Genomic DNA, 24,837 nt, shown 5'->3' with positions numbered 1-24,837 from the left:
TTGCGCTTGGGCCTGGTGCTGGGGGATCAACTGTCGTTCGACCTGGCAAGCCTCGCCGCGCTGGACCCTGCACACGACGTGATCCTGATGGCGGAAGTGCAGGGCGAGGCGCGCTACGTGCCGCATCATCCGCAAAAGATCGTGCTCATTTTCAGCGCCATGCGCCATTTTGCCCAGGCGCTGCGTGAACGCGGCTGGCGGGTGGAGTATGTGGAGCTGAACGCACCCGGCAACAGCGGCAGCATTGCTGGTGAACTGCGACGGTGGCAGCAGGCGCTGGGTGCGACGCACATCCACCTGACCGAGTGTGGTGAGTGGCGCCTGGAGCAGGCTTTGAATGACGCCGGCTTACCACTGGTATGGCATCGCGATACACGGTTTCTTTGCTCGCGTGATGCTTTCGCACGCTGGGCAAAAGACCGTCGCCAATTGCGTATGGAGCACTTTTACCGCGGCATGCGCAAGCGTTGCGGCCTTCTGCTGGAGCCCGATGGCAGCCCTGTGGGCGGGACCTGGAACCTGGACGGTGACAATCGCAAACCCTTGCCACGGGGGCTGCGCGGACCGTTCCCGGCGCGCTTTGCCCAGGACGAAATCACCACGGCGGTCGTGGCGCTGGTCGGCGAATGCTTCAGTGACCATTACGGGGCGGTAGAAGGGTTCGACTATCCCGTGACCCATGAACAGGCCCAGCAGCTCTGGGAACATTTTCTCGAGTTTGGCCTGGCCGCGTTCGGCGACTACCAGGACGCCATGGCCGAAGGCGAGCCGTTCCTGTTCCATGCGCGTATCAGTGCGGCCCTGAACATCGGGTTGCTGGATGTGCGGCGGTTGTGCGAAGACGTGGACAATGCCTGGCGTGAGGCGCGGATACCGCTCAACGCGGCTGAGGGTTTCATCCGCCAGCTGATCGGCTGGCGCGAGTATGTGCGCGGCATCTATTGGCTACGCATGCCTGAGTATGCCGGGCTCAATTACCTGGGCAACGACCGTGCGTTGCCGGAATTCTACTGGACCGGGCATACCCGCATGCGCTGCATGGAGCAGGCCATCGGCCAGACCCTGCAGTTGGGCTATGCACACCACATTCAGCGGCTGATGGTCACGGGCAACTTCGCACTGCTCGCCGGCATTGTGCCCAGCGCGATATGCGAGTGGTACCTGGCCGTGTACATGGATGCCTTCGACTGGGTGGAACTGCCCAACACGCTCGGCATGGTGATGCACGCTGACGGCGGCTACCTGGGGTCCAAACCGTATTGCGCCAGTGGCCGTTACATCCAGCGCATGTCCGACCACTGCAAGGCCTGCAGCTACAAGGTCGAGCATGCGGTAGAGGAGGATGCCTGCCCGTTCAACGCGCTGTACTGGCACTTCATCATCCGTCATCGTCACCTGTTGGCTAGCAACCCCCGCCTGGCATTGGTCTATCGCAGCCTTGACGGCATGTCGGTTGCCAGGCGCGAGGGCGTTTGGGCGCGTGGCCAGATACTTCTGGCCCAGCTCGATAACGGTGAAAGCATTTGAACAAGGGCTTGCCACGCTTGCAGGGCGAGGACTGCCACGTCAGGCCTTGGCCTGCTCACGGCGATAGGCATAGGTTTCGGCGAAGCGCGACAGCATGTAGGTACTGCACGAAACCGGCGGGTATTTGGGCGGGTTGTCGGGGCTGGAGCAGTTGGGCAGGCAACTGATCATCGTGTCCGGGTGCGGTTCGGCAAAGAACGGCATCGAGTAGCGGTGCGTGCCCTGCGGGCTGACCACCCGGTGGGGCGTTGAGGTGTACCTGTCGTTGCTCCACCGCGCCATCATGTCACCGATGTTGACCACATAAGTGCCCTCGATCGGTGGCGCATCGATCCACTGGCCATCCACGCTCTGCACCTGCAGGCCGCCGGTGCTGTCCTGGTACAACAAGGTCACGCATCCGTAGTCGGTGTGCGCGCCGGCGCCTTGCTGGTCGGTGCTGGTGGCGGACTGGTGTGGCGGGTAGTGGATCATGCGAAACACACTGATGGGGTTGGCAAAGCGCTGGTCGAAGAAGTCGTGCTCGATACCCAACGCCTGCGCCATCGCCCGCAGCAGGGTCAGGGACAAGGCGTGCATGTCCTGGTAATGCGCTTGCAGCAGCGCCTCCCACCCGGCAATGGCGGGGTGCCGATTGGGGCCACGCAGCGGTTTTTTCGCGAGCACGTCGGGATGATCCGGGGCCATGTGAAAGCCCATGTCGAAGGTTTCCTTCAGGTCGCTTGGCCGGCTCGGGTCCAGCTGCTCGGTGGCGATGGCGCCGTAGCCGCGATGGTGCTCGCTCTGGGTGATGTCGATGCGCAGCTTTTCTTCGGCCGGGCAGGCGAAGAACTGTTCGGCGGCCGCTTTCAGTGCGCCAATGCGCGTGGCCGGGATGGGGTGCCCCTTGATGTAGTAGAAGCCCCACTGCCGGCAGGCGGCGTCGATCTGGCGGGCTACGGCCAGGCGTGCGGCAGGATCGTTCTGGTACAGCGGGCTGATATCGATGACCGGCAGGGTGTTCATGAATGGCTCCGTGAAATGGCGGTGCAAGCGGGAGCGGCTGGCGCTCCCACCCGGCGTTTACTTGGGCAGTTGCGCCGTAATGCCTTTGACGTAGTAGTTCATGCCTGCCAGTTCGGCATTGCTGGCCACGGCACCTGCGGGGATCTTGACTGCGCCAGCCTGGTCCAGAATCGGGCCGGTGAAGGGGTGGAAAGAGCCGTCCTTGATGCTGGCGATGATCTGTTCGGCGCCGCTTTTGACCTCGGCCGGCACCAGGTCGCTGATGGGCAGTTGTACGGTGCCATCGGCAAGCCCGCCCCAGTAGTCCTGGGGTTTCCAGGTGCCGTCCATGACCGCCTGAGTGCTCTTGATGTAGTGCGGCCCCCAATTGTTGACGATGGAGGTCAGCACCGCCTTGGGCCCGAAGTGGGCCATGTCCGAGGCGTAGCCGACGGCGTAGATGCCGCGGCGTTCGGCGGTCTGGATCGGTGCAGGGCTGTCGGTGTGCTGGAACAGCACGTCAACGCCCTGGTCGATCAGGGCGTTGGCGGCATCGGCCTCTTTGCCCGGGTCGAACCATGAGTTGACCCACACCACCTTGATTTCGGTGCCGGGGTTGTATTTGTCCAGCGCCAGCTGGATGGCATTGATATCGCGCAGCACTTCCGGAATCGGGAAGGAGGCCACATAGCCGATCTTCTTGGTCTTGGTCATCTTCGCGGCCAGGTAGCCGCCAACGTAACGGCCTTCGTAGGAAGTGGCCAGGTAAGTACCAAGGTTCTTGTCCTGCTTGTAGCCGGTGGCATGTTCGAAGGTGACCTTCGGGAACTGCTTGGCGACTTTGGCGGTGGGGTTCATGTAGCCGAACGAGGTGGCGAACACCAGGTCGTAGCCGCCCTTGGCCATGTTGCGGATGACCCGCTCGGCATCGGCGCCTTCCGGCACGTTCTCGACGAAGCTGCTGTCGACCTTGTCACCGAACTGCTTGATCAGGGCCTGGCGGCCCTGCTCATGCTGATAGGTCCAGCCATGGTCGCCGATCGGGCCGATATAGACAAAACCGACCTTCAGCGGGTCGGCGGCGGCGGCGGACAGGGCGGTGCTCAGGCCAATGGCGGCTGCCAGGGCGCGCAGCAGGTATTTGCTTTTGTTGTGAGGCTTCAAGGTGTGGCTCCTGTAGGTCTTCATGTTGGCTGTGTAGGGCGCGTTGGTAATGCAAGAAAACAGAACAGAGGGGCATGAATTGCGGTGCACGGTGCTGGCCAGGCGTGAGGCCTCAGCGCCCGGTCTTCCACGGCTGACCCAGTGAAACCGGCGCATACAGGCGGGTTTTGATGGCATCGCGCGACAGCACCACCAGCACCAGGATCGTGGCGACATACGGCAGCATGGCCAGCAGGTTGGCAGGGAAGCTCACGCCGACACCCTGGGCCACCAGGTGCAGGATGCTCGCCAGGCCAAACAGGTAGGCGCCGAGCAGCACACGCAGTACTCGCCAACTGGCAAACACCACCAGCGCCAGGGCGATCCAGCCGCGACCTGCGGTCATGTTTTCCGCCCACATCGGTGTGTAGGCCAGCGACAGGTAACCCCCGGCCAGTCCGGCCATGGCGCCGCCGAACAGCACCGCCAAGGTGCGCACGCGCAGCACGGGCAGGCCCATGGCGCTGGCGGCGTCGGGGTTTTCACCGACGGCCTGGAGGATCAGGCCGGTGCGGCTTTTGAGCAGCGTCCAGGCAATCAGCACGAACAGGCCGAAGGACAGGTAAACCAGCACATCCTGGTTGAACAGCATATGGCCGATGACCGGAATGTCCGCCAGCAGTGGTATGGCCACCGGCTCGAAGCCGCTCAAGGGCTTGCCGACCCAGGCGGTGCCGACGAATGACGACAGGCCGACACCGAAGATGGTCAGTGCCAGCCCGGTCGCCACCTGGTTGGCCTGGCAACCGAGTGCTACCAGGGCGAACAGTGAAGCCAGCAGCATACCGGCCAGGCACGCCATCAGGACGCCCAGCCAGAGGTTGCCGGTGGCGTAGGCGGCGATGAAACCTACCACCGCGCCGAACAGCATCATGCCTTCCTGGCCGAGGTTGAGTACGCCGCTCTTTTCGCACACCAGTTCGCCCAGGGCGACCAGCAGCAGTGGGGTACCGCAGCGCACCATGGCGTAAAGAATGTTGCCAAGCAGATCAAGATCCATAGTCGAAGCCTCAGCCTGCACGCGTTGAGCGGCAGGTAAACGAAAGGGTCATGGGAATTCAGGCACTGGCGGTTTTTGCCAACGGCGCTCGGCGGTGCCCTTTCAGCTTCAGGCGCAGCCGGTAGAGGATCAGCACGTCGCAGGCCAGCAGGTAGAACAGCATCATTCCCTGGAACAGCCCGGTCAGCGATTGCGGCAGGTTCAGGCTCATCTGCGCGTTCTCGCCGCCGAGGTAGAGCAGGGCCATCAACAACCCGGCGACCAGAATGCCAAACGGGTTGAGGCGCCCGAGAAACGCTACGGTGATCGCCGCATAGCCATAACCTGGGGAAACCTGCGGCACCAATTGGCCGATCGGCCCACTGACTTCGCTGACCCCGGCCAGGCCTGCCAGGCCGCCGCTGATCAGCAGCGCCAGCCAGACCAGGCGCTTTTCACGGAAGCCGACGAAACCGGCAGCGCGCCGGTCCAGGCCGAGCACTTTGATCTGAAAACCGAGGAAGCTCTTGTGCAGCAGCACCCACACCGCCACCAGGGCCATCAGCACGAAGTACAGCCCGACATGCAGTCGGCCATCCTCGAACAGCGCCGGCAGGCGGCTGGCATCGCCGAACATCGCCGATTGCGGGAAGCTGAACCCTTCGGGGTCCTTGAGTGGCCCGTGGACGAAGAACAGCAGCAGGTTCAAGGCGATGTAGTTGAGCATGATGGTGGTCAGGATTTCGTTGGCATTGAAGTGCGTGCGCAGCCAGGCCGCGAGCGCCCCCCACAGCGCACCGGCCAGCGTGCCGGCGAGCAACACCCAGGCCAGTGCCCAGCGGGTTTCCCAATCGATGAGGTGGATCGCCACGGCACTGCCGGCCAGGGCGCCCATCAGCAACTGGCCTTCTGCGCCGATGTTCCAGATCCGCGCCTGGTAGGCCACCGCCAGGCCGAAGGCGCAGAGCAGGATTGGCAGGGCTTTGAGCAGCAGCTCAGAGAGGCCGTAGAGGTCGCTGATGGGTTCGATCAGCAAGGTGTGAAACGTCTGCAAGGGCGCATGCCCCTGGGCGCTGAACAGGATCGCCCCGCTGAGCAGGGTCAGCAGGGCGGCGAGCAGGGGTGACAGCACGAGCATGGCACGGGACTGCTGGGTACGGGGTTCGAGGGATAGCAACATGAAGGGCTCTCGTCAGGCGGCGTCTTGCGGGGCATCGAACTGGCCGGCCATCCAGCCGCCGACCTCCACGGTATGGGTCTGTGCGGTGGCCTTGAGTGGCGACAGGCGGCCACTGCACAGCGCGCAGATGCGGTCGCTGATCTGGAACAGCTCTTCCAGGTCTTCGGAGATCACCAGGATTGCCGCACCGGCGTCGCGCAGGGCAATCAGCGCACGGTGAATCGCGGCGGCGGCGCCGACATCCACGCCCCACGTCGGGTGGGCAGCGACCAGCAGCTTGGGGGCCTGGAGGATTTCGCGGCCGAGGATGAACTTCTGCAGGTTGCCCCCGGACAGGCTGCGTGCCGTGGCCCGGGCATCCGGGGCCTTGACCGCGAAGCGCTGGATGATCTGCTCGGCCAGCGCCTGCACCTTGCCCGAGCGGATCAGGCCGCGGTTGACCAGGCCGTGCTGGAAAGCGGTGAGCAGGGCGTTGTCGGCCAGGCTCATGTCCGGCACCGCGCCGTGCCCAAGGCGCTCGGCCGGTACGAATGCCACCCCCAGGGCGCGGCGGGCGTCGGGGTACAGGTGGGCCATCGGCCGGTTGTCGAGGGTGATGCGTTCGCGCTCGCCAGCGGGCAGGCGTGTTTCACCACTGAGCAGGGCCAGCAGTTCGTCCTGGCCATTGCCGGCAACCCCCGCGATGCCGACGATCTCGCCGCTGCGCACTTCCAGGCGCAGGTGTTCGAACGACGTGCCGAACGGGTCCTTGTTGCGCCAGGACAGGTCGTCCACCCGCAGACGTGGCAAACCGCCGGCGCTTTTCGGGTAACTTGCCTCCAGCCCTTCGGCATCGCCGACCATCATCCGCGCCAGCTGCAGGTCGCTGCATTGCGCCGGGCTGCAAGCGCCGGAGACACGGCCGCCGCGCAACACCGTGGCACCGTGGCACAGGGCACGCACTTCGTTGAGCTTGTGGCTGATGAACAGGATGCTGCAGCCCTCTGCGGCGAGTGCGCGCAAGGTGACGAACAGTTCGTCCACCTCTTGCGGGGTAAGCACCGAGGTCGGCTCATCGAGGATCAGCAGCTTGATCGGCTGCATCAGGCAGCGCACGATTTCCACCCGCTGGCGTTCACCGATCGACAGGCTGTGCACCAGGCGCTCCGGCTCCAGGCCCATGCCGTAGCGTTGGGACACTTCGCGGATACGCGGCGCCAGCTGCTTTGGCGTTCCGGCATCGCGGCCAAGGGCCAGGGCAATGTTTTGCGCGACGCTCAGGGTTTCGAACAGGGAAAAGTGCTGGAACACCATGCCGATGCCCAGCGCGCGGGCCCGGGCGGGGTCGCGCACGTGCACGGGCTGGCCTTCCCACAGCACCTGGCCGGCATCCGGCGCGGTGACGCCGTAGATGATCTTCATCAGGGTGCTCTTGCCTGCGCCGTTCTCGCCGAGCAGGGCGTGGATTTCACCGGCAGCGATGCGCAGGTCGATGCGGTCGTTGGCCAAGGTGCCCGGGTATCGCTTGGTAATGGCACGCAGCTCAAGGCGCAGTTGCGAGGGGGATCTGGACATGGGACTGCTCGGGGTCAGGGTGATGAGCAGTTGCACAGCAAAAACATGGCCAATTGGTCAGATTATTGTTCAAGGGCTTGTGTTAGAGGGGCTGCAGGCCGAGAGCGGGGCACGCTTGGTGAACGTTGCGGCAGCGGCGTGTGTGGTTTTGGGGCGCCAAGGTGCCAAGTTGGGGCGCTGTGTTCAGCGTGGTCGCCATGTTCGGCCGGCTACGATACGGGCGTCACTGCTGGAGCGCAGTGCGGCCCTTCGCGGGCAAGCCCACAGGTACCGTGCTGGTCCCTTAGGCGTGGTTGGTTTCACGTTTTCAGCATGCGCACTACGGCAGTCATTGTTTGAACTCCCCGAAATTCTGGATGCCTGGGCTGGCCCTATCGCCGGCAAGCCCGGCTCCCACAGGTTTCACCGGGCGCCTAAGGGTCGTCTACAACCTCAGGGGCGGTGCTGTGCGAGTATTCAGGGCCGCCTGCTACCTGCTGTCCTAAAATCAGCGCCGACGCTCCTTCGCACTATTCTTGACATTTGATAACCACTGCAGCCGACGCATTGCTAGTGTGGTTGCACAAGCTTTGTGTGATGGGCAACACCCTGTATCAGGCTCTGCCCCTCCTGGGTTGGGCCGGGGGGGGCAGTCGCACCGTCAGAAACGCTATCGAAGCCGCTTGGTTCATCGGAGGTCATTCCTGTGCGCGATCCAGCAAAGAAAATGGGTTTGGTCGGGCTGACCACTTTGGTCACCGTCAACATGATGGGCTCCGGTATCATCATGCTGCCCGCCAGCATGGCGCAGATCGGTGCTGTGTCGCTGCTCTCGTGGGTCGTGACGGCTGTGGGTTCGATGGCCATCGCCTACTGTTTCGCGCAATGCGGTATCTACTGCACGCGCTCGGGCGGAATGTCGGCCTACAGCGAAGAGGCCCATGGCAAGTCCGCATTCTTCCTCTGCTCCTACCTGTATTTCCTCTCGCTGATGATCGGCAACGTCGCCATTGGTATTTCCGCGGTGGGTTATCTGACGCCTTTCCTACCCTGGCTTGGCACGGGCCCAGGCCCGCTGGTGGCAGGGACGGTGATGCTGATCTGGTTCAGCACCCTGGCCAATGTCGGCGGTGCCAACATAACCGGCAAGCTAGGCGCGATCAGTGTCTGGGGCGTCATCATTCCTGTGGCAGGCCTGAGTTTCGTGGGTTGGTACTGGTTCAACCCACAGACGTTTACCGATGCCTGGAACCCCGACAGCATACCGGTGAGCCAGGCGATCACCGCCAGTATCCCCCTGACGCTGTGGGCCTTTCTGGGCATGGAGTCGGCCGCGCAAAATTCGGATGCGGTAGAGAACCCCAAGCGCAATGTGCCGCTTGCATGCCTGTTCGGCACACTGGGCGCGGCGGTGATCTACATCCTGTCGACCACCGTCATCCAGGGGATCGTGCCAAACCCTGAACTTGCGAACTCCAGCGCACCCTTCGCACTGGTCTATGCGCGCATGTTCAATGACACAGTCGGTAATGTGATCATGGGGTTGGCAGTCATCGCCTGTGTCGGTTCATTGCTGGGGTGGCAGTTCACCCTGGCCGAAACGGCCAAGGTTACCGCCGAGCAAGGGCTGTTTCCCAAGTTGTTCACCCGCGTCACCGCCAGGGGCGCGCCACTGGCGGGCATGCTGACCTGCGCGGTCTTGCAGAGCCTGATTGCGTTATCGACCATTTCGCCTAATGCCAGCGCCCAGTTCAGCAAGCTGGTCAACCTGGCGGCAGTGACCAACATCATTCCCTACATCACCTCCCTGACCGGGTTGCTGGTGATCATGTACAAGGCCCAGGTGGATATAAAGATCTTCCGCCGTAACAGCGCAATCATGCTGGTTGCGGTGTGCTATTGCTTCTATGCGCTCTATGCCTCGGGCCTGGAAGCGGTGTTTGGCGCTGCGCTGATCATGGCGCTGGGGTACCTGCTGTTCGGCTTCATCGCCAAACGTTTCGTCAAGGTGCTGGACCTGATTGGAGGTGCGCCATGATGCGCAGGTCGAAATGGGTTGCCCTGTGCCTGGCCCTCTCGGTGCCGTTTGCGGCGGTGTGCAGCGCTGAAGCAGTGACCGACAAGCTGAGCCGGCTGCGCGACAGTCCGGTCCTCAATCTGGGGTTCATCGCAGACCTTGCCCCGTTTTCTTCAGGCAGTACCCAGTCACCTCAAGGGTATGGCATCGAATTGTGTCAGGCAGTGGCTCAACACCTCCGCCAGTCACCTGGCCTTGCCGACTTGCAAGTGCATTGGCATGTGGTGCCGCAGGAGCAAGCCGTCCGCGCCTTGGGCGAGGGAACGGTTGATTTGCTGTGCACGCCGATGGTGGAAACGATCACCAGACGGGAAACCCTGAATTTTTCCATACCGGTATTCACCACCGGCCTTGCGGTGCTGGTGCGGCGTGATGCACCGGCCAGCCTTCTGGAGCCACTGCGCGGCAAGCCTGTCGATACCGGCCCCAGGTGGCGCGCAACCCTCAATGCGGGGTTGAGCAAGCACAGTTTTGCAGTGCTGCGCGGCACGCTGAGCAGTCAGTGGGCGCGGGAGCGTATTCGCAAGCTTGGCCTGCAGTCCAGGCTTGAGGAGGTGTCCAGCTACCAGGAGGGTGTGCGCCGGGTGGTCGAGCGCAAGGTCGATGCGTTTTTTGGCGAGAGGATGATTTTGCTTTCCCTGCAGAGCCAGCAGCCTGAGCGCGATAGGTTATGGATCCCGGATCACCTGTTTGTCACGAGCCGTGTCGCACTGCCCATGGCCCGTGGCGATGATGGTTTTCGCCTGTTGGTCGATACCGCGCTGAGTCAGGCGCTGTCCGGCCCCGATGGAGAAGCCTTGTTCGTACGCTACCTGGGGGTACAAACAGCGCAGGACAAACTGTTGCAGAGCCTTTACGTGTTGCCGGATGACCGTGAACGGCTGGCGCCGCAACATTAGTCTTCGCGCAGTGCCTTGATTCTTCCTTTTTTCTCAGCGCTGATCAGTGCCGCGTAGTCCTTCGCATTCTGCTCGGCGTAAGCGAGTGAAAAATCGCCTATGGCCTGATCGAAGGTGTTCGATTTACCCAGGTAGCCACTGATCAAGGCGGCGTCACCTGATTTTGCATGTGCGCGCGCCAAGGTAATGCCGCATACCTCGGCGTACATCATCATCTGTTCGAGTGATGCACCTTCTACAGGTAGTGACATTTTCATGTCGCGCAATTGCCGGACAAAAAACTGCCGGCCCTTGGTGCTCTCGGTCCATCCGAGAAAAATGTCACTGGCAGATTGCATAAGCCGTTGGCCCGTGACCACCCGTTGGCCCTGGTTGGCAAATTCGCTCTTGCCCGCATAGGGTTCAAGCACAGAAGGACAAGCCTGCTTGAATTGCAGGAGCAATGGGTTGTTTTGCGCTGAAAAGAACAAACCGACGAAGCAATAGGTGCCGACGCTGCCGATACCTACTGCCTTCATGGCAAAGTCTTCCAGGCGATAACGGTCATACAGGACCCTGCGTTCAGGCAGCAGAGAAGTACGATAATCTTCCAGCGCAAGGTGCACCCGGTTGATGAAGTCGGCTTCATCCACATGAAAAAGAATCGGCGGCTGATCGACCAGGCGTCGCCGGCCGCCCACTTCGTCACTGATTTGTGGGTACAGGTAGTCGCCGATGCGAGTCCTGGCCTTGGCCATCAACTGTTCACGTGCTTTACGGTATTTGAGACTAGGGGCCATATCGATGAGCGTTTGTGCGTCGAGGCGGTCGTACCAGATTTCCAGCGGGCTCATCGTCGTCAATTCGCGCATGCGTTCCCGGTAGGCGCGAACGCATTCCATAGCCAGACGCCTGGCATCTTCATCGATGAGGCGGTTATCGCGGGCGGCTACGGCAAAACTGGTTGCCAGGCGCTTTATATCCCACTCCCAAGGGGCGGGTAACGTCTCGTCAAAATCATTGATGTCGAAGATCAGGTTACGTTCGGGTGTGGCGAACAATCCAAAATTCAGCAGGTGGCAATCACCGCAGGCCTGAACGCGAATACCTGTGTGGGGAAGTGTCGCGAGGTCGCGTGCCATCAAGCCTGCTGAGCCCCTGAGAAAAGTGAACGGGCTACGCAACATGCGCCCATAGCGCACGGGCACCAAGGCCGGATGCCGGCTGCGGTTGGACTGTTCGAGAATGTCGACAGGGTCGCGATGCTTGTGCGTCGGTTTCCAGAATGCATGGGACGAGCGCGGCACCGTTTCGCGCAGTTTCTTTCCTGCGTCCAGGCGCTCTGTTCGTGACGCGAAGCGCTTGTGTTCCCGAAGGCCGGGCTCATCTGCTTGCAGGTGCGAGCTGGCCTGTTTCCTGATCTCGGGCATGTGAGCACCTTTGGTGATCAAAGGCAGAAGGGCAGGGCCTTGATTCTAGCGCCAAGACACTGTTCACAGCTCATTCAAGCGTAGCATGTGCTGCGTCCAAGCTTGCACCGGGTGACCAGATCGCCCTTCGGCGCTCATCCCAGGGTGCTCAAGATTTTGCGGCAAGCACCCAGAGGAACCTTGACAGATCATTGGTTAACAAAAATAATCATTAACAATATTATCCATTAACAATAACAAAGGATATCTGCACTCATGAAAGCGCCTATAGTACGCCCCCCAGCAAACCGGGTCGCATCACCAGGCCCGCACCCGACAAATCCCGATGCCCGGTCAGTGCAGGAGGCAGCATGATGAACCTTCGCAGAGGATTGCTTGGGCTGCTGCTTGGCGTTTGCACGGGCCTTGCCCAGGCTGCCAGTTACGCTCCGCCCCCGCTCAAGCTCGACCCCCTGGCGCGCTTTACGGTGGACCTTGTCGCGCCGGTGTGGGAGCTGGGCGAAACCAGCGCGCAGGGCAAGCGGCGTATCATCCCGATCACAGGCGGCCGTTTCGAGGGGGCCAGGCTCAAGGGCACCATCCTCAATAACGGCGCGGACTGGCAGATTGTCAGCCCCGAGGGTGTGGCGATCATCGACACCCGCTACCTGCTGCAGACCGACGATGGTGCACTGATCTACCTGCGTACCGAAGGCTACCGTTACGGGCCGGCTGCGGTCATGAAGAGGGTGGCCGCGGGCGAAGACGTCGATCCCAGCCTGTACCAGTTCCGCATCACCCTGCGTTTCGAGACATCCGCGCCCCAATACGCATGGCTCAATCGTACGGTCGGCGTGGGTAGCGCAATGCGCTTGGGCAATGCAGTGGTCTACGACGCGTTCGAAGTGAAATAGTTATCTATATGGCTTGGGGTCGCGCCAGTCGCTACGCGCAACTGAAATCAGCGCATCCCAGTCATCAGGAGGATTGCCGCGGCCCAGCATCTTCTCGAATACGGCGTAGGGATCGGATTTGCTGCCTGCAGACCGTAGTGTGTTTTCGTCGTTGACCCATGCATAGACGATAACCTTGGACCTTGAGTCGTAGCGAAAGAACAGGCGAAAGCGCCTGCCGATTTTCGCCCGCCGCCAATGGCGGTAGGCGGTACCCAGCGTATTGCCCTGGCGAAACTCGTCACGGGCCGGATCGGTTGGTACAGCCTCCATGATCAGATGGCTCAATGCCCGGAATAGCTTGACGTTGGCGTTGCTTTCAAAACCTTGCGGGTCGTTTTGCTCGATCCGGGCGGCAGCCTCTTGTAATTTGCGTAGCTGTAAAAATACACCTTCATGGAACAGCAGCGTCCAGCCATGGCGCTGCATCAAAGCGATACCTCACCGTCAATCTCTTCGTCCAGGTTCACAGGGTGGCGTACGTTAGCGAGCATAGTCTGCGCCAGGTCGTCTGGAAGTGCGGTGATGTTTCGCCCGCTGCGAATATCGGCCTCTAGCAGGTCAAGGAACGCGCCGATGGCAGGGTCTTCGTGGTCTGCCTGAACACGGCTGACCACGACCTCACTTCCGCGGACGTCGAACGCGACCTTGGCACCGGTATTTAGGCCTAATAGTTGGCGAACGGCCTTAGGTAGGGTGACCTGGCCCTTTGAGGTTAGCGTAGCGACTTCGTGGATGGCAGGCATGAGCGTTCTCCGGATGCTTTGATCAGATGGTAAGGAATAATCCTTACATGGTCAATCTCGGTTTCTGGTCAAGGAACGAGAGACTGACACTGCTACGCATTTCAAATGCCCGTGCCCATGAGGTACGGGCACCAATGGTCTGTCTCGATGATTGCTGGCCAGAGGATTGCGTCACTTCTTGCCGGGAAGCACCGAGCTCAGTACCTGCTTGGCTGTCTGGACCATGACGCTGGCCTGGTCCGGGTCGCCCTTGAACAAAGAGCCGGCGAGTTTCTTCGCCTGTTCGAGTTTGATATGAGGCGGCAAGGGCGGCACGTTGGGGTCGGTCTTGAACTCGATCAATACCGGCCGATCGGCGCTTAGCGCTCGCTCCCAGGCCGCTGCGACGTCATCTTCACGGTCGACGAAAATGCCCTCCAGGCCGATGGAGATGGCAAACAGGTGATAAGGCACGTCAGGGATCGTCTGGGACGCCTCGAACTTGGGGTCGCCCTCCATCACACGTTGCTCCCAGGTGACCTGGTTGAGGTCCTCGTTATTGAACACCGCGCAGATCCATTGCGGGTTCTCCCACTGCTGCCAGTACTTGGCTACGGTAATCAGCTCGGCCAGGTTGTTCATCTGCATCGCGCCATCGCCGACCAGTGCCACCACCGGGCGCTGCGGATGGGCGAACTTGGCGGCGATGGCGTACGGTACCGCAGCGCCCATGCAGGCCAGGCCGCCTGACAGCGAGCACTGCATGCCTTGGCGAATTTGCAGGTCACGGGCATACCAGTTAGCGCAGGAACCGGAGTCGCTGGTCACCAGGGTGTTGTCGGGTAGGCGAGGGGACAGCTCGTACACCACGCGTTGCGGGTTTATCGGGTCCGCCTTGACCATTGCGCGTTTGGCCAAGGTCTTGTCCCAACGTGCACGCCAGCCTTCGACCTTCTCGCGCCAGCGGCGGTCGGTTTTTGTCTCGAGTAATGGCAGCAATGCGCGCAAGGTCTCCCCGGCATCACCCACCAGGTTGACCTCCATCGGGTAACGCAGGCTTAGCATGTCTGGCTGAAGGTCGATCTGCACCCCTCGGGCCTGGCCTTCTTTGGGCAGGAACTCGGAATAGGGGAACCCTGAGCCGATCATCAGCAAGGTGTCGCATTCGGCCATCAGCTGGTAGCTCGGTTCGGTGCCCAGCAAGCCGATGGCGCCGGTCACCCACGGCAGGTCATCGGGCAAGGCGGCCTTGCCCAGTAGCGCCTTTGCCACACCTGCGCCGAGTGTGTCGGCGATTTCGATGATCTCTTCGGTAGCCTGCAAGGCACCGGCTCCGACCAGAATGGCCACTTTGCGCCCAGCGTTGAGTACCTCGGCGGCACGCTGCAGGTCGCTGTCGTAGGGCACCACCTTGGGCTTGCTGTAACCAACGCCGGAATGCACGGTGCCATGGGCGCGGGCCGGCTCCTGGTAGGGCAGGTCCTGCAGATCATTGGGCAGGATCACCGCCGTCACACGCCGTTCGCCGACGGCAGTGCGCACGGCGCGGTCGAGTAAATGGCGTACCTGCGAGGGTGTGGAGGCTTGTTGCACGAATGCACCGGCCACATCCTTGAACATCGACAGCAAGTCCAGTTCCTGTTGATAGTGACCGCCCAAAGCCGCTCGGGCTTGCTGGCCGACGATGGCCAGCACTGGCATGTGGTCCATCCGGGCGTCATACAGCCCGGTGAGCAAGTGCGATGCGCCAGGCCCGGAGGTGGCAATGCACACGCCCAGTTCACCGGTGAACTTGGCATGGGCGCAGGCCATGAATGCTGCCATTTCCTCGTGGCGGGCCTGGATGAATTCGATCTTGCCGTTGGCCCGGCTCAACGCGCCGAATACACCGTTGATACCGTCGCCGGGGTAGCCGAAGATGCGCCGCACCCCCCATTGATACAAGCGCTCTACCAGAAAGTCGCCTACCGTGCCTGTCATTGCCTTCTCCCGTTCGCTGGTCGATAGGGGTCTGGACTTGGCGCGGTTTACGAAAGTTTCAACTGATATGCTTGCCTGCGCGGGTCAGCCGCCGTTTCAAGCGTTTTGGTCCTGGACCTTGAGTCGCACTGACCTGGCGTCTTCAGGGGCAGTCAGCAAGGTCAGACGATGAAGTTCACCAATCTGTTAGGTACCACTATCATTCTCTCAGCGCCTTCCAGATATTTGCTCAACACCGCATCGCAGAGCGCCTGGCGACGGATGGTGTCATGGTCGGCGTCTGCCTGGACGAGGATTTCCCCACGCAGCTTGCCATTGACCTGCACCATCATCCTCACTTCATCCCGTTTCAGCGCTTCGCTGTCTGGGGTCGGCCAGGCACTGTCATAGATCGCGCCAGGGAACGCCAGCTCTTCCCATAGTACTTGGGAAATATGCGGCGTCACCGGATGCAGCACCTGGAGGAGAATGGACATGGTCTCCCGGCAGACTTGGCGGCCAGCGCCGCGGGCTCCTTCGAGCACCTTGAGCATCTTCATCGCGCCCGATACGACGGTGTTGTACTGCAGGCGCTCATAATCGTAATTGATCTGTTGCAGCAAGCCATGGGTCTCGAAACGTACACGGCTAGCTTGCGCGGCATCCGTCGCCAGGTCGTCAACTTCGTTCCAGCGAGCTTGCTCGTCAACGGCAAAGTTCCAGAGACGGCGCAGGAAGCGATAAGCCCCTTCGACACCGCTGTCGCTCCAGATCGTGCTCTGGTCCGGAGGCCCTGCGAAAATGGTGAACAGGCGGGCGGTGTCCGCGCCGAATCGGTTGATGATCTCCTTGGGCTCGACCACGTTGTTCTTCGATTTGGACATCTTCTCCACGCCGCCCAGGCATACGGGCATGCCATCCTCGATCGCTGTGGCGCTGACCGGACGGCCCTTCTCATCGTAGTGAACCGATATCTCGGACGGGTAGAACCAGCGCCGGCTGCCGTCTTCGGCCTTGCGGTAGTAACTCTCCCGCAGCAGCATGCCCTGAGTGAACAGGTTCTTGAACGGCTCACTGAAGTCAACCAATCCCTCGTCGCGCATCGCCTTGGTCCAGAACCTGGCGTAGAGCAGGTGCAGAACCGCATGTTCGATGCCGCCGATGTACTGGTCGATGGGCATCCAGTAGCGATTGCCAGATCCGACCATTGCGGTATGGCAGTCCGGGTCGCAGTAGCGCATGAAGTACCAGCTGGAGTCGACGAAGGTATCCATGGTGTCCGTCTCCCGAAGCGCGGGCGCCGCACAACGCGGGCATGCGACGTGGCGGAACGCATCATGCTGCTGAAGCGGGTTGCCACTGCCGTCGGGAATGCAGTCAGTCGGCAATACCACTGGCAGGTCTGCGTAAGGCACCGGAACATCGCCACAGCATTCGCAATGGATGATTGGAATCGGTGTTCCCCAGTAACGCTGCCGGGAGATGCCCCAGTCACGCAAACGCCAGGTGGTGGTTTGCTCCCCGCATCCGCGCTCGGCCAGGGCATCGAAGATCGCCAGGGACGCCTGCTCCACAGTGAGGCCATCGTAGGCGCCTGAATTGATCAGACGACCTTCCCGACTGGCATAGCGATCCGACCATGCGGCAAGGTCATAGGCCGCCCCTTCGACAGTGATGACGGGGCGCACGGGCAAGCCGTACTGCCGTGCAAAGTCGAAATCACGCTCATCGTGGGCCGGCACTCCCATCAAGGCGCCTTCGCCGTACTCATCGAGCACATAATTGGTGATCCAGACGGCGACTGGCTCGCCAGTCAATGGGTGCTCGACGTGCAAGCCGCTCGGGATGCCGAGCTTCGCTTGTGCACCAGCGGCAGGGCTGGCCTGTGCCGACTGCCGACACGCCTGCACCTGTGGTTCGAGCCCAGGCTCGAGCGCGATGGCTCGCTGGGCCAGGGGATGATCAGGGGAAACAGCGCAGAAAGTCACACCCATCAGCGTTTCGACGCGCGTGGTGAATACCCACAGCTTGCCCGCGTCGATCAACTGCCCGCGGGCATCTTCGATCGCGTGGAGGAAGGCCAGGCGCGTGCCACTGGCCTTGCCAATCCAGTTGCGTTGCATGCTGCGAACCATGTCCGGCCAGCCTTCCAGGGTATCGATAGCAGACTGCAGCTCTTCGCCATACTGCGTGATGCGCAGGTAGTAGCCGGGAATCTCGCGCTTCTCCACCAGTGCCCCTGATCGCCAGCCCCGTCCATCTACCACTTGCTCATTGGCCAGCACGGTTTGGTCGATGGGGTCCCAGTTGACGATCTGGGTTTTCTTGTAGGCCACGCCCTTTTCCAGCAGCTTCAGGAAGAACCACTGGTTCCACTTGTAGTATTGCGGATCGCAGGTGGCAATTTCCCGCGACCAGTCGAACGCCAGGCCGAGCGGTTGCATCTGGGATTTCATGTCGGCGATGTTCATTCGAGTCCATTCGGCTGGAGGCACGCCCGACTGCATGGCGGCGTTTTCCGCCGGAAGGCCGAATGCATCCCACCCCATTGGCATCAGGACGTTGTAGCCCTTCATCCGCAAGTGGCGGGCCAGCATGTCATTGATCGTATAATTGCGCACATGGCCCATGTGCAGTTTCCCGGAAGGGTATGGCAGCATGGAGCAGGCATAGAATTTTGGCCGGCTTTGGTCTTCGACAGCCTTGAAGACTTCATCGCGAAGCCATTTGGCCTGAACCGTGCTTTCGACCCAGGCGGGATCATACTGCTGTCGCATAGACGCTCCTCGAAGTTACTGGCGCCGAGTGGCAATAAACCGCTCGACTCATGCGTTTTTGTTGGATATCACTCGGCCTACTGAATTTCATCTGCCGCCGGTGCGAGGGATTAGGGCAATCTGACAGAGATCGGATTTGAACAGTCTTCTGACTCTGGGCGGCCTCCCGCCAACCAGCCACGGGGCCACACACTGAAGGCCCGAGGCGGCTTGTATTTGGCCTTCAGCGACCTGCTAGCGTGAAGAACCTGACCTGCTTTTAAGTTCTGGTCAGTGTCGATAGTGAGTGATTGGTTGGTTAGTGAGATTGAATATGGTCAAGGCCTAACTTTAATGTCAAGCGTTTCTTTCAAGGGTTTGTGGGGTTGAATAGAGGCGCCGAATTGGCTGTCAGAAAATTCGCAGGAATATGTAAAATTAATTCACGCAATGTTTGTTGTGCTGCGATTCTGGATATCTCTATGATTTCAAATATAGAGGGTTGTTAGTCCGAGTAGCCATTAGGGTAGATCGCGTCTAATTGTTGTATGTGTTGCCCGGCACGCTATCGATGGTGACAAATTCATGGCGTTTATCATCTTCACCATGGGTTCTGCCAAGTATCCATATGCTGATTTGGCATCACGGGCGGCAATGAGTTTGTAAATGGCCTTTCCGACCGAGCTCGCTATTTTTTACAGGCTATCGGGATCCCCGAAGAACATCTGTATCCGCGACCTTAACCAGCGCTCCGCCGGGTCATTGTCCTGCGCCCCTCGCCAAGCCATGTGCAACTCGAAGCTGCGCACCGCTATCGGCAGGTCTTCAGCCCGCAACCCGCCCGCCGCAGTCAGCGCATCAGCGGTGTAATCGGGCACTGTGGCAACGATGTCGGTCCCCGCCAGCAGGCTGCCCAGGCCGTTGAATTGCGGCACGGCCAGGACCACATGGCGCTTGCGGCCGATCTCTTCCAGTGCTTCGTCGATGAAACCGGACAAGTCACCTGCGAACGACACCAGTGCATGCGGCCGTGCGCAGAAGTCATCGAGGGTGATGCTGCCCGGCACGCTGTCGGCGCGCAGCAGCTTGGGCATGCTGCGGCGCAGCACCTTGCGCTTGGCGTTGGCGGGCAGTTCGCTGGTGTAGCTCACCCCCACCGAGATTTCGCCGGAGGCCAGCAGGGTAGGCATCAGCAGATAATTGACCCGGCGCACCACCAGCACGATGCCGGGTGCCTCGGCGCGGATGCGCTTGAGCAGCTGCGGCAGCAGGGCGAATTCGGCGTCGTCCGACAGGCCGATGCGGAACACCGCGTTGCTGGTGGCCGGGTCGAATTCGGCGGCGCGGCTGACCGCGGTGGAGATGGAATCCAGCGCCGGCGACAGCAGGGCGAAGATTTCATGTGCTCGCGCTGACGGCTCCATGCTGCGGCCGGTGCGCACGAACAGCGGGTCGTCGAACAGGTTACGCAGGCGCGACAGCGCCGCGCTGATCGCCGGCTGGCCGAGGAACAGCTTCTCGGCGGCACGGGTCACGCTACGCTCATGCATCAGGGTTTCGAACACGATCAGCAGGTTGAGGTCTACGCGACGCAGGTCGTTTCGATTCATCGGTGCGCTTCGCCTAAAGTGGGGCAGGGGTGAATCTTAAGGCCAAAGGCTGTTAACCTGCACCGATTTGTGGGGCCGATGCACAGAAATGTGAGGTGCCCAATCGATGACAGGCATGTCGACTATTAATAGCCACTGATGGTCTAACGGCAAAAGCCCGGATAAAGTCCGTGGTAATACGAGATTCACAAAGGCGAGGTATGCGATGTCCCGCATGATCCGGTTCCACAAGTTCGGCGCTGCCGAAGTGCTCCGCTGCGAGGAGCAGGCCGAACCGTCAGCTGCTGTCGGCGAGGTGCAGATCCGCGTCGAGGCCATTGGCGTGAGCTGGTACGACGTGCTTTGGCGGCAGAACCTGGCGCCGTCCCAGGCCCGCCTGCCAGCGGGTATCGGCCACGAGATGGCCGGCGTGGTGACTGCGGTGGGTGAGGGTGTCGATGACATTGCAGTGGGCGACCGGGTGGCCAGCTTCCCGGCGACCAGCGCCAATGATCACCCGGTGTATGGGGATGTGATCGTTCTGCCGCGCACGGCGATTACCCGTTACCCGGACATCCTCACACCGATCGAAGCCAGTGTGCATTACACGCCACTGCTGATCGCCTACTTCGCCTACGTCGACCTGGCGAGGGCCAAGGCGGGGCAGACCGCGCTGGTCACCGATGCCAGCCATTGCGCAGGGCCCGCCTTCGTACAGCTGGGCAAGGCCTTGGGGCTCAAGGTGTTCGCTGCCACCAAGGAGCCGGAGCAGCGCGAATACCTGTTGGGCCTGGGCGCTGACAAGGTGATCGTCACCGAAGAGCAGGACTTGCTCCTGCAGGTGGGCAAGTACACCGACGGGCGCGGTGTGGACATGGTCCTCGACGGCATGGGCGGCCCGCAGATGTCACTGCTCGGCGATGTACTCGCGCCACGCGGCAGCCTGGTGCTTTATGGCCTGCAGGGTGGTAACCAGACACCATTCCCGGCCTGTGCGGCGTTCCAGAAGAACATCCAGTTCTACGTTCACTGCATCGGTAACTTCACCGGCAAGCCGGAACTGGGCATTAGCCAGGACCAGGTTGCGCTGCAGCGTGCCCTGCGTGATATCAACCAGTTCACGGCAGACCAGTTGCTGACACCGCAGATCATCAAGGTGTATCCGTTTGATCAAGTGGTTGAAGCGCACCGGTATATGGATGAGTGTCCTTGTGGCGGCAGAGTGGTGCTGGACTTGGCGGCGGGCTGATATACGCTGGATCTAAAGGAAACCCGGGCTTGGCTCGGGTTTTTTTTCGAGTGTTCACAGCTTGATGGTCCTCCCCGACAATCCGTGAATAGTCTCTTGCTAGGACTTTTCCTACGATTAACTAGTATCCGTCCTACATAAAAAAATATTGCCACCTCGCGTGCATGCAAATGCCTTGAAAAGTCTTTCTCTTTGAAAACTTCCCCGTGTCGAGCGCACAGTGAGTTGCCATTCGGCTGAATGGTTTTTTTACCGGCGTCTGTATCTGTTAATCGTTGAGCAACGCTTGATAATGGCGTAATGATGCTTTACGCAAGGAGCGTGCAATGGAGAAGATCAACCCTGGTTTTTGGTGTTTTGGCGCGGCGGAGGGCTCACGCAGGGGTTCATTTCTCTCAATGGCATGGCGACAGTAATTCGTCACTTCAATTTCTCTTAAAGTTTTGTAGGAAATTTCTTCAGGCTTGATTCGCCACCTATTGATTCATGAAAAAGTGCATTGTTGGCGGTGGAAAGAATGAAGTAGTGAGGTGACATGTGAGCAATATCCACGACCAAGCTATGCACCATATTTACCAACAGGTGCTGGATCGCGTGTTGGGCCATATGTCCCAGGTCCAGCGCGCCTCTTTGCAGCTGTTGGTCCAGCGTTTGCTGGTAGCCGCAGGTGGCCCGGAATATATCGGTACGTTCAGGTTGCTCGTGCTGCTAGGCGCAGACTGCCATAGCGCCCGGCTGCTGGCGGTCTTGCGTGCGGCCCAGTTGAGTATTGCCCAGCGTGCACCTGTCACCTTTCAGTTGCAGGTAGTGGCGGTGTGCTTACCCGCGGCCAGCAACGCGCTTCTTGAGCAACATGAGCGTGTGTTCAGTACCTTGTTTCTGCATGACGATCCACGGGTGCAGCTCCAGATGCTCGAAGCCGGGCAGGTGGTTTCGTTCAGCCGAAGGCCCTATCTGGCGCTCGAACCCTGGGCGCTGGCGCGCGACGCCTTGCTTGTGTTCGGTCATCTTGTCGATGCGCGGCCCGAAGCACTTTTGGGCAGTCGCATGCACCTGGAACTGGGTGCAGCGCTGTGTCTGGCGCTTGACGGCCAGCCGGCAGTCGATGCAATGGTCACCGCCATGCCTGCGCGACAGCGCCTGCGTTACCTGGCGTGGGCCCGCAGGGGTCTGCGCCAGGCCGGTGACGGGGGGAGGGCGAACCTGCATCAGTGCATGGCGACGCTTGCCGAGCGGTTGAGTCAGTTGCACAACACGGCCGGCACTTCACTTGGCGAGCCGGAAAAACCGGTTACCGAGCGTCACTCGGACCTTCCGGTCAGGCTGATTACCCTCGACGACCTGTTGCCCCAGCTACTGAGTGAAGGTGAGCTGGACTTGATGATGGAGTGCCACTTCGAGCCTGTGCAGAAGACCATGCCACTGGCCAGTTTTCTCGACCCGCTGGCGTTGGCCCAGTTGCATGAGCTGCGGTCGCGCTGCAATGCTCCTGTTGAGTCAGGCCCGGCGCCGCGTCTGCATTGCGAAAGGGCGCTAGCACAGGCATCGCAGCAAAGCCGTTTTGCCAAGGCCTATGGCCTTGAGCACACTCAGCTCGTTTGCATGTTCCACAGCCCATTCGCCAACAAGGGGCGCAGGTTGGAGCGCTTTCTGCAATGCTGCCACGCCGATATGCTGGTGGCACTGCCTTATCTGCATCGCGTCATGCAGGGCAAACCTTGTCCCGATCCCGTCAAGGATTGGTTGGTAAACATCAGTGGTTTGTCCCTTGCTCAATTGCGAGCTATTTACGAAGGGCGTTTGCATCACAGCGCCTTGCCCTTGCTGGCAAACCTGGCACGGCGTGATGTGCATCTGGCGCTACTGGCCTGCCGGCCCGCTGCTGGTTTGACTGCCTGTGGGGGCTTACCTGATGGGGCGTGAATTCGCTTACCAGACGGTGTATCGATATCTGCAAGCGCTTATCGATGAGGCCGCGCGGGGAGGGGAGCGCCGTTTGCCCTCACTGCGTGCCCTGTCGCGGCACCTGCGCGTTTCACTGGCCACTGTACAAACAGCCTACGGGTTGTTGGAACATGAAGGGCGGGTGCTGTCGGTGCCTAAATCCGGGTACTTTGTGCCGGCCGGTGCCATCACCGGCGTGACGGCCACTGCAGAGTCGGACCAGGCCATGCTGGCGCATCCAGCGATGGAGCGTGCGTTGTTCGCTCACGAAAGACGGCTGGCGCGACAGCGTGCACGTTCATTGCCCGGTACCCAGAGCTCGGGAGAGGTTCGCCTGCGGCATGTATTGGCCGAACGTTACACTCGATCGTCCCGGCAATCCTGGCGTGCTGAAGATGTGCACCTGGGGCCCGACATGCAGGCTTTGCTGGAAACGCTGCTCGAAGCATTGGCGTTGCAGGGCAGCACGGTGCTGGTCGCATCGCCGTGCTGCTGGCGTTTGCTGAGGGTTTTGCAGCGCTTTGGCTTGCATGTGCTGGAGATGCCCGTTAACGACCACGGCAGCCCTGACCTCGGCAGCCTGGCTCGCCTGTTGGGGCGTGAGTCGGTGCGCATGATGGTCATGCCGTCATGCCTTGGCATGCCTACGGGACGGTTGATGTCGCAACAGGACCAGCGGCAGATTGCCCATTTGCTGGCCTCGCATCCTGTCTGGCTGCTGGAAAACGATCTGGACAGCGAGCACTGTTTCGACACCCCTCCGGGGGCACGTTTGCGTGACTGGGTCGACCAGCGGTGGCTGTTGGTGCTGGGGTCGCTGCAAGCGTTGGTCGGTGCCGAGGCCCCCTATGCGTATGTGCTGGGCCTGCATGGCACCCTTGCCGAAGGGTTTTCCCGACGAGGCTTCCAGCTACCTCCTGTGCGTCAGCAGGCCTTGGCGCAGATGCTCAGCAACGGCGAGGTCGACGGGCAATTGAGCCGACGTCGGCTGGAGCTGCGCAAGCGTATGGAGCATTTATGCCATCAACTCAATGTTTGCCTGGGCGGGAAGCTGGCCTTTGACATGCCTGACGGGGGGTATGTCCTGTGGGTGCGCATGCTTGAGCCAATCGCCTTGGATCGCGTTTCGCCAGCTTTGTCTGGTCCGGCCTTGCAAGTACTGGCAGGTGCGCGGTTCAGCGTGCAGGGGCGTTATCAGCACTACCTGGCGCTCACCTGGGCAGGCGACCGGCCAGAAGCGCTGAGCGAGGCGCTCTACCGGTTGAAACAGGTGCTGGCGCCGCGTCGAGGACGGCAGGCTGGCAGCAAAAGCTGATCGCCAGCCCTGGCGTGTCACGTATCATGGTGCCCTGTTCATTCATATTCAGGAGCCTCTGCATGGGCACCCCACATTTTCGCCAACCTGTTCCCCAGGATGCCGAACGCTGCTACGAGATTGAAATTGGCGCGTACGAGGGGGATGAAGCCGCGACCCTTGAAAAGATCCGCACCCGTATCGCGCAGTACCCAGAGGGTTTCCTCCTGCTTGAGGTCGACGGCAAGGTCGTGGGGTTCATCAACAGTGGCTGTGCCCACGAGGTGGTGATGTCCGATGAGGCCTTCAAGGAGCTGGTAGGCCATGACCCGGCGGCAGCGAACGTGGTGATCATGTCCGTCGTGGTGGACCCGGCTTGTCAGGGCAAGGGTTACGCGAAACTGCTGATGAATACGTTCGTGCAGCGGATGGCTGCGCTCGAGAAGCGCACCATCCACCTGATGTGCAAGCAGCAGCATGTCGAGTTGTACCGCAAGATGGGCTACCAGTACGTGAAGCCATCGCCCTCGGACCACGGCGGCATGGCCTGGCATGAGATGGTCATGGCGCTCTGACGTGGCTCAAGCGCCATTGGTCG

The 24,837-nt window shown here is 61.0% G+C and carries 19 protein-coding genes; 8 read left to right on the top strand and 11 right to left on the bottom strand.

Annotated elements, in window-relative coordinates:
• Positions 1 to 1,527 (top strand): cryptochrome/photolyase family protein, encoded by a 1,527-nt coding sequence (locus EGJ09_RS10095; RefSeq protein ID WP_125923817.1) that lies wholly within the window; start codon positions 1 to 3, stop codon positions 1,525 to 1,527.
• Between the two features lie 39 nt (positions 1,528 to 1,566).
• Here the strand turns inward: EGJ09_RS10095 and EGJ09_RS10090 are convergent, their stop codons facing one another.
• The 5 genes from EGJ09_RS10090 to EGJ09_RS10070 form a co-directional block, all read right to left on the bottom strand.
• Positions 1,567 to 2,532 (bottom strand): 2-oxoglutarate and iron-dependent oxygenase domain-containing protein, encoded by a 966-nt coding sequence (locus EGJ09_RS10090; RefSeq protein WP_125923744.1) that lies wholly within the window; start codon positions 2,530 to 2,532, stop codon positions 1,567 to 1,569.
• Between the two features lie 57 nt (positions 2,533 to 2,589).
• Positions 2,590 to 3,699: a BMP family ABC transporter substrate-binding protein gene (locus EGJ09_RS10085; RefSeq protein ID WP_046785854.1), complete on the bottom strand. Its 1,110-nt coding sequence runs from the start codon at positions 3,697 to 3,699 to the stop codon at positions 2,590 to 2,592.
• Between the two features lie 88 nt (positions 3,700 to 3,787).
• Positions 3,788 to 4,714 (bottom strand): ABC transporter permease, encoded by a 927-nt coding sequence (locus EGJ09_RS10080; RefSeq protein WP_125923743.1) that lies wholly within the window; start codon positions 4,712 to 4,714, stop codon positions 3,788 to 3,790.
• A gap of 58 nt (positions 4,715 to 4,772) precedes the next feature.
• Positions 4,773 to 5,873 (bottom strand): ABC transporter permease, encoded by a 1,101-nt coding sequence (locus tag EGJ09_RS10075; RefSeq protein ID WP_115274559.1) that lies wholly within the window; start codon positions 5,871 to 5,873, stop codon positions 4,773 to 4,775.
• Positions 5,874 to 5,885: 12 nt separating this feature from the next.
• Positions 5,886 to 7,427, bottom strand: coding sequence for an ABC transporter ATP-binding protein (locus tag EGJ09_RS10070; RefSeq protein WP_125923742.1), 1,542 nt, complete (start codon positions 7,425 to 7,427; stop codon positions 5,886 to 5,888).
• 685 nt (positions 7,428 to 8,112) lie between these two features.
• Here EGJ09_RS10070 and potE point away from each other — a divergent pair.
• Both potE and EGJ09_RS10060 read left to right on the top strand, forming a co-directional pair.
• Entirely contained in the window at positions 8,113 to 9,444 is a 1,332-nt protein-coding gene (gene potE / locus EGJ09_RS10065; protein WP_125923741.1) for a putrescine-ornithine antiporter, read from the top strand.
• Complete coding sequence (locus tag EGJ09_RS10060; RefSeq protein WP_256658424.1) at positions 9,444 to 10,382, top strand: transporter substrate-binding domain-containing protein; 939 nt, start codon at positions 9,444 to 9,446, stop codon at positions 10,380 to 10,382. Before potE ends, EGJ09_RS10060 begins: the two co-directional genes overlap by 1 nt.
• Here the strand turns inward: EGJ09_RS10060 and EGJ09_RS10055 are convergent.
• Positions 10,379 to 11,791, bottom strand: coding sequence for a DUF2252 domain-containing protein (locus EGJ09_RS10055; protein ID WP_218567551.1), 1,413 nt, complete (start codon positions 11,789 to 11,791; stop codon positions 10,379 to 10,381). The genes EGJ09_RS10060 and EGJ09_RS10055 overlap by 4 nt on opposite strands.
• Positions 11,792 to 12,141: 350 nt before the next feature.
• Here EGJ09_RS10055 and EGJ09_RS10050 point away from each other — a divergent pair, with 350 nt between their 5' ends.
• Positions 12,142 to 12,684 (top strand): DUF3237 domain-containing protein, encoded by a 543-nt coding sequence (locus EGJ09_RS10050; protein ID WP_125923739.1) that lies wholly within the window; start codon positions 12,142 to 12,144, stop codon positions 12,682 to 12,684.
• On the opposite strand, the gene EGJ09_RS10045 is transcribed toward EGJ09_RS10050, so the two are convergent.
• The 5 genes from EGJ09_RS10045 to EGJ09_RS10025 form a co-directional block, all read right to left on the bottom strand.
• The gene (locus EGJ09_RS10045; RefSeq protein WP_125923738.1) at positions 12,685 to 13,152 is read right to left on the bottom strand and encodes a type II toxin-antitoxin system YhaV family toxin; all 468 of its coding nucleotides are present in this window, start codon (positions 13,150 to 13,152) and stop codon (positions 12,685 to 12,687) included.
• Positions 13,152 to 13,469 carry a type II toxin-antitoxin system PrlF family antitoxin gene (locus EGJ09_RS10040; protein WP_125923737.1) on the bottom strand — a complete coding sequence of 106 codons (318 nt, stop codon included), beginning with the start codon at positions 13,467 to 13,469 and terminating at the stop codon, positions 13,152 to 13,154. The genes EGJ09_RS10045 and EGJ09_RS10040 overlap by 1 nt, the downstream gene beginning before the upstream one ends.
• A 171-nt stretch (positions 13,470 to 13,640) precedes the next feature.
• Positions 13,641 to 15,428 carry a thiamine pyrophosphate-requiring protein gene (locus EGJ09_RS10035; RefSeq protein ID WP_125923736.1) on the bottom strand — a complete coding sequence of 596 codons (1,788 nt, stop codon included), beginning with the start codon at positions 15,426 to 15,428 and terminating at the stop codon, positions 13,641 to 13,643.
• Between the two features lie 161 nt (positions 15,429 to 15,589).
• Entirely contained in the window at positions 15,590 to 18,184 is a 2,595-nt protein-coding gene (gene leuS, locus EGJ09_RS10030; protein WP_125923735.1) for a leucine--tRNA ligase, read from the bottom strand.
• Between the two features lie 674 nt (positions 18,185 to 18,858).
• Positions 18,859 to 19,773 carry a LysR family transcriptional regulator gene (locus EGJ09_RS10025; protein ID WP_012314827.1) on the bottom strand — a complete coding sequence of 305 codons (915 nt, stop codon included), beginning with the start codon at positions 19,771 to 19,773 and terminating at the stop codon, positions 18,859 to 18,861.
• Between the two features lie 205 nt (positions 19,774 to 19,978).
• On the opposite strand from EGJ09_RS10025, the gene EGJ09_RS10020 reads away from it, so the two are divergent.
• The 4 genes from EGJ09_RS10020 to EGJ09_RS10005 all read left to right on the top strand — a co-directional run bounded on the left by EGJ09_RS10020 (position 19,979) and on the right by EGJ09_RS10005 (position 24,814).
• On the top strand, positions 19,979 to 21,001 hold the full coding sequence (locus EGJ09_RS10020; RefSeq protein WP_119687177.1) for a zinc-dependent alcohol dehydrogenase family protein: 1,023 nt from the start codon (positions 19,979 to 19,981) through the stop codon (positions 20,999 to 21,001).
• A 537-nt stretch (positions 21,002 to 21,538) separates the two neighbouring features.
• Positions 21,539 to 22,924, top strand: coding sequence for a hypothetical protein (locus tag EGJ09_RS10015; RefSeq protein WP_125923734.1), 1,386 nt, complete (start codon positions 21,539 to 21,541; stop codon positions 22,922 to 22,924).
• The gene (locus EGJ09_RS10010) at positions 22,914 to 24,260 is read left to right on the top strand and encodes an aminotransferase class I/II-fold pyridoxal phosphate-dependent enzyme (protein ID WP_125923733.1); all 1,347 of its coding nucleotides are present in this window, start codon (positions 22,914 to 22,916) and stop codon (positions 24,258 to 24,260) included. The genes EGJ09_RS10015 and EGJ09_RS10010 overlap by 11 nt, the downstream gene beginning before the upstream one ends.
• 62 nt (positions 24,261 to 24,322) lie before the next feature.
• Positions 24,323 to 24,814 carry a GNAT family N-acetyltransferase gene (locus tag EGJ09_RS10005; protein ID WP_115274579.1) on the top strand — a complete coding sequence of 164 codons (492 nt, stop codon included), beginning with the start codon at positions 24,323 to 24,325 and terminating at the stop codon, positions 24,812 to 24,814.
• Positions 24,815 to 24,837: the final 23 nt, after the last annotated feature.

It is taken from the genome of Pseudomonas sp. p106, assembly GCF_003936645.1.
Taxonomy (GTDB): Bacteria; Pseudomonadota; Gammaproteobacteria; order Pseudomonadales; family Pseudomonadaceae; genus Aquipseudomonas; species Aquipseudomonas putida_E.
The sequence above is the reverse complement of the archived record's forward strand: the minus strand, read 5'-3'. Positions and strand labels throughout refer to the sequence as shown.

Bases quoted from the DNA above. Each gene is read 5' to 3' on its own strand.
- EGJ09_RS10090 (WP_125923744.1), bottom strand. From the start codon at position 2,532: ATGAACACCCTGCCGGTCATCGATATCAGCCCGCTGTACCAGAACGAT.
- EGJ09_RS10085 (WP_046785854.1), bottom strand. From the start codon at position 3,699: ATGAAGACCTACAGGAGCCACACCTTGAAGCCTCACAACAAAAGCAAA.
- EGJ09_RS10080 (WP_125923743.1), bottom strand. From the start codon at position 4,714: ATGGATCTTGATCTGCTTGGCAACATTCTTTACGCCATGGTGCGCTGC.
- EGJ09_RS10075 (WP_115274559.1), bottom strand. From the start codon at position 5,873: ATGTTGCTATCCCTCGAACCCCGTACCCAGCAGTCCCGTGCCATGCTC.
- EGJ09_RS10070 (WP_125923742.1), bottom strand. From the start codon at position 7,427: ATGTCCAGATCCCCCTCGCAACTGCGCCTTGAGCTGCGTGCCATTACC.
- EGJ09_RS10060 (WP_256658424.1), top strand. From the start codon at position 9,444: ATGCGCAGGTCGAAATGGGTTGCCCTGTGCCTGGCCCTCTCGGTGCCG.
- EGJ09_RS10055 (WP_218567551.1), bottom strand. From the start codon at position 11,791: ATGCCCGAGATCAGGAAACAGGCCAGCTCGCACCTGCAAGCAGATGAG.
- EGJ09_RS10050 (WP_125923739.1), top strand. From the start codon at position 12,142: ATGATGAACCTTCGCAGAGGATTGCTTGGGCTGCTGCTTGGCGTTTGC.
- EGJ09_RS10045 (WP_125923738.1), bottom strand. From the start codon at position 13,152: ATGCAGCGCCATGGCTGGACGCTGCTGTTCCATGAAGGTGTATTTTTA.
- EGJ09_RS10040 (WP_125923737.1), bottom strand. From the start codon at position 13,469: ATGCCTGCCATCCACGAAGTCGCTACGCTAACCTCAAAGGGCCAGGTC.
- EGJ09_RS10035 (WP_125923736.1), bottom strand. From the start codon at position 15,428: ATGACAGGCACGGTAGGCGACTTTCTGGTAGAGCGCTTGTATCAATGG.
- leuS (WP_125923735.1), bottom strand. From the start codon at position 18,184: ATGCGACAGCAGTATGATCCCGCCTGGGTCGAAAGCACGGTTCAGGCC.
- EGJ09_RS10025 (WP_012314827.1), bottom strand. From the start codon at position 19,773: ATGAATCGAAACGACCTGCGTCGCGTAGACCTCAACCTGCTGATCGTG.
- EGJ09_RS10020 (WP_119687177.1), top strand. From the start codon at position 19,979: ATGTCCCGCATGATCCGGTTCCACAAGTTCGGCGCTGCCGAAGTGCTC.
- EGJ09_RS10010 (WP_125923733.1), top strand. From the start codon at position 22,914: ATGGGGCGTGAATTCGCTTACCAGACGGTGTATCGATATCTGCAAGCG.
- EGJ09_RS10005 (WP_115274579.1), top strand. From the start codon at position 24,323: ATGGGCACCCCACATTTTCGCCAACCTGTTCCCCAGGATGCCGAACGC.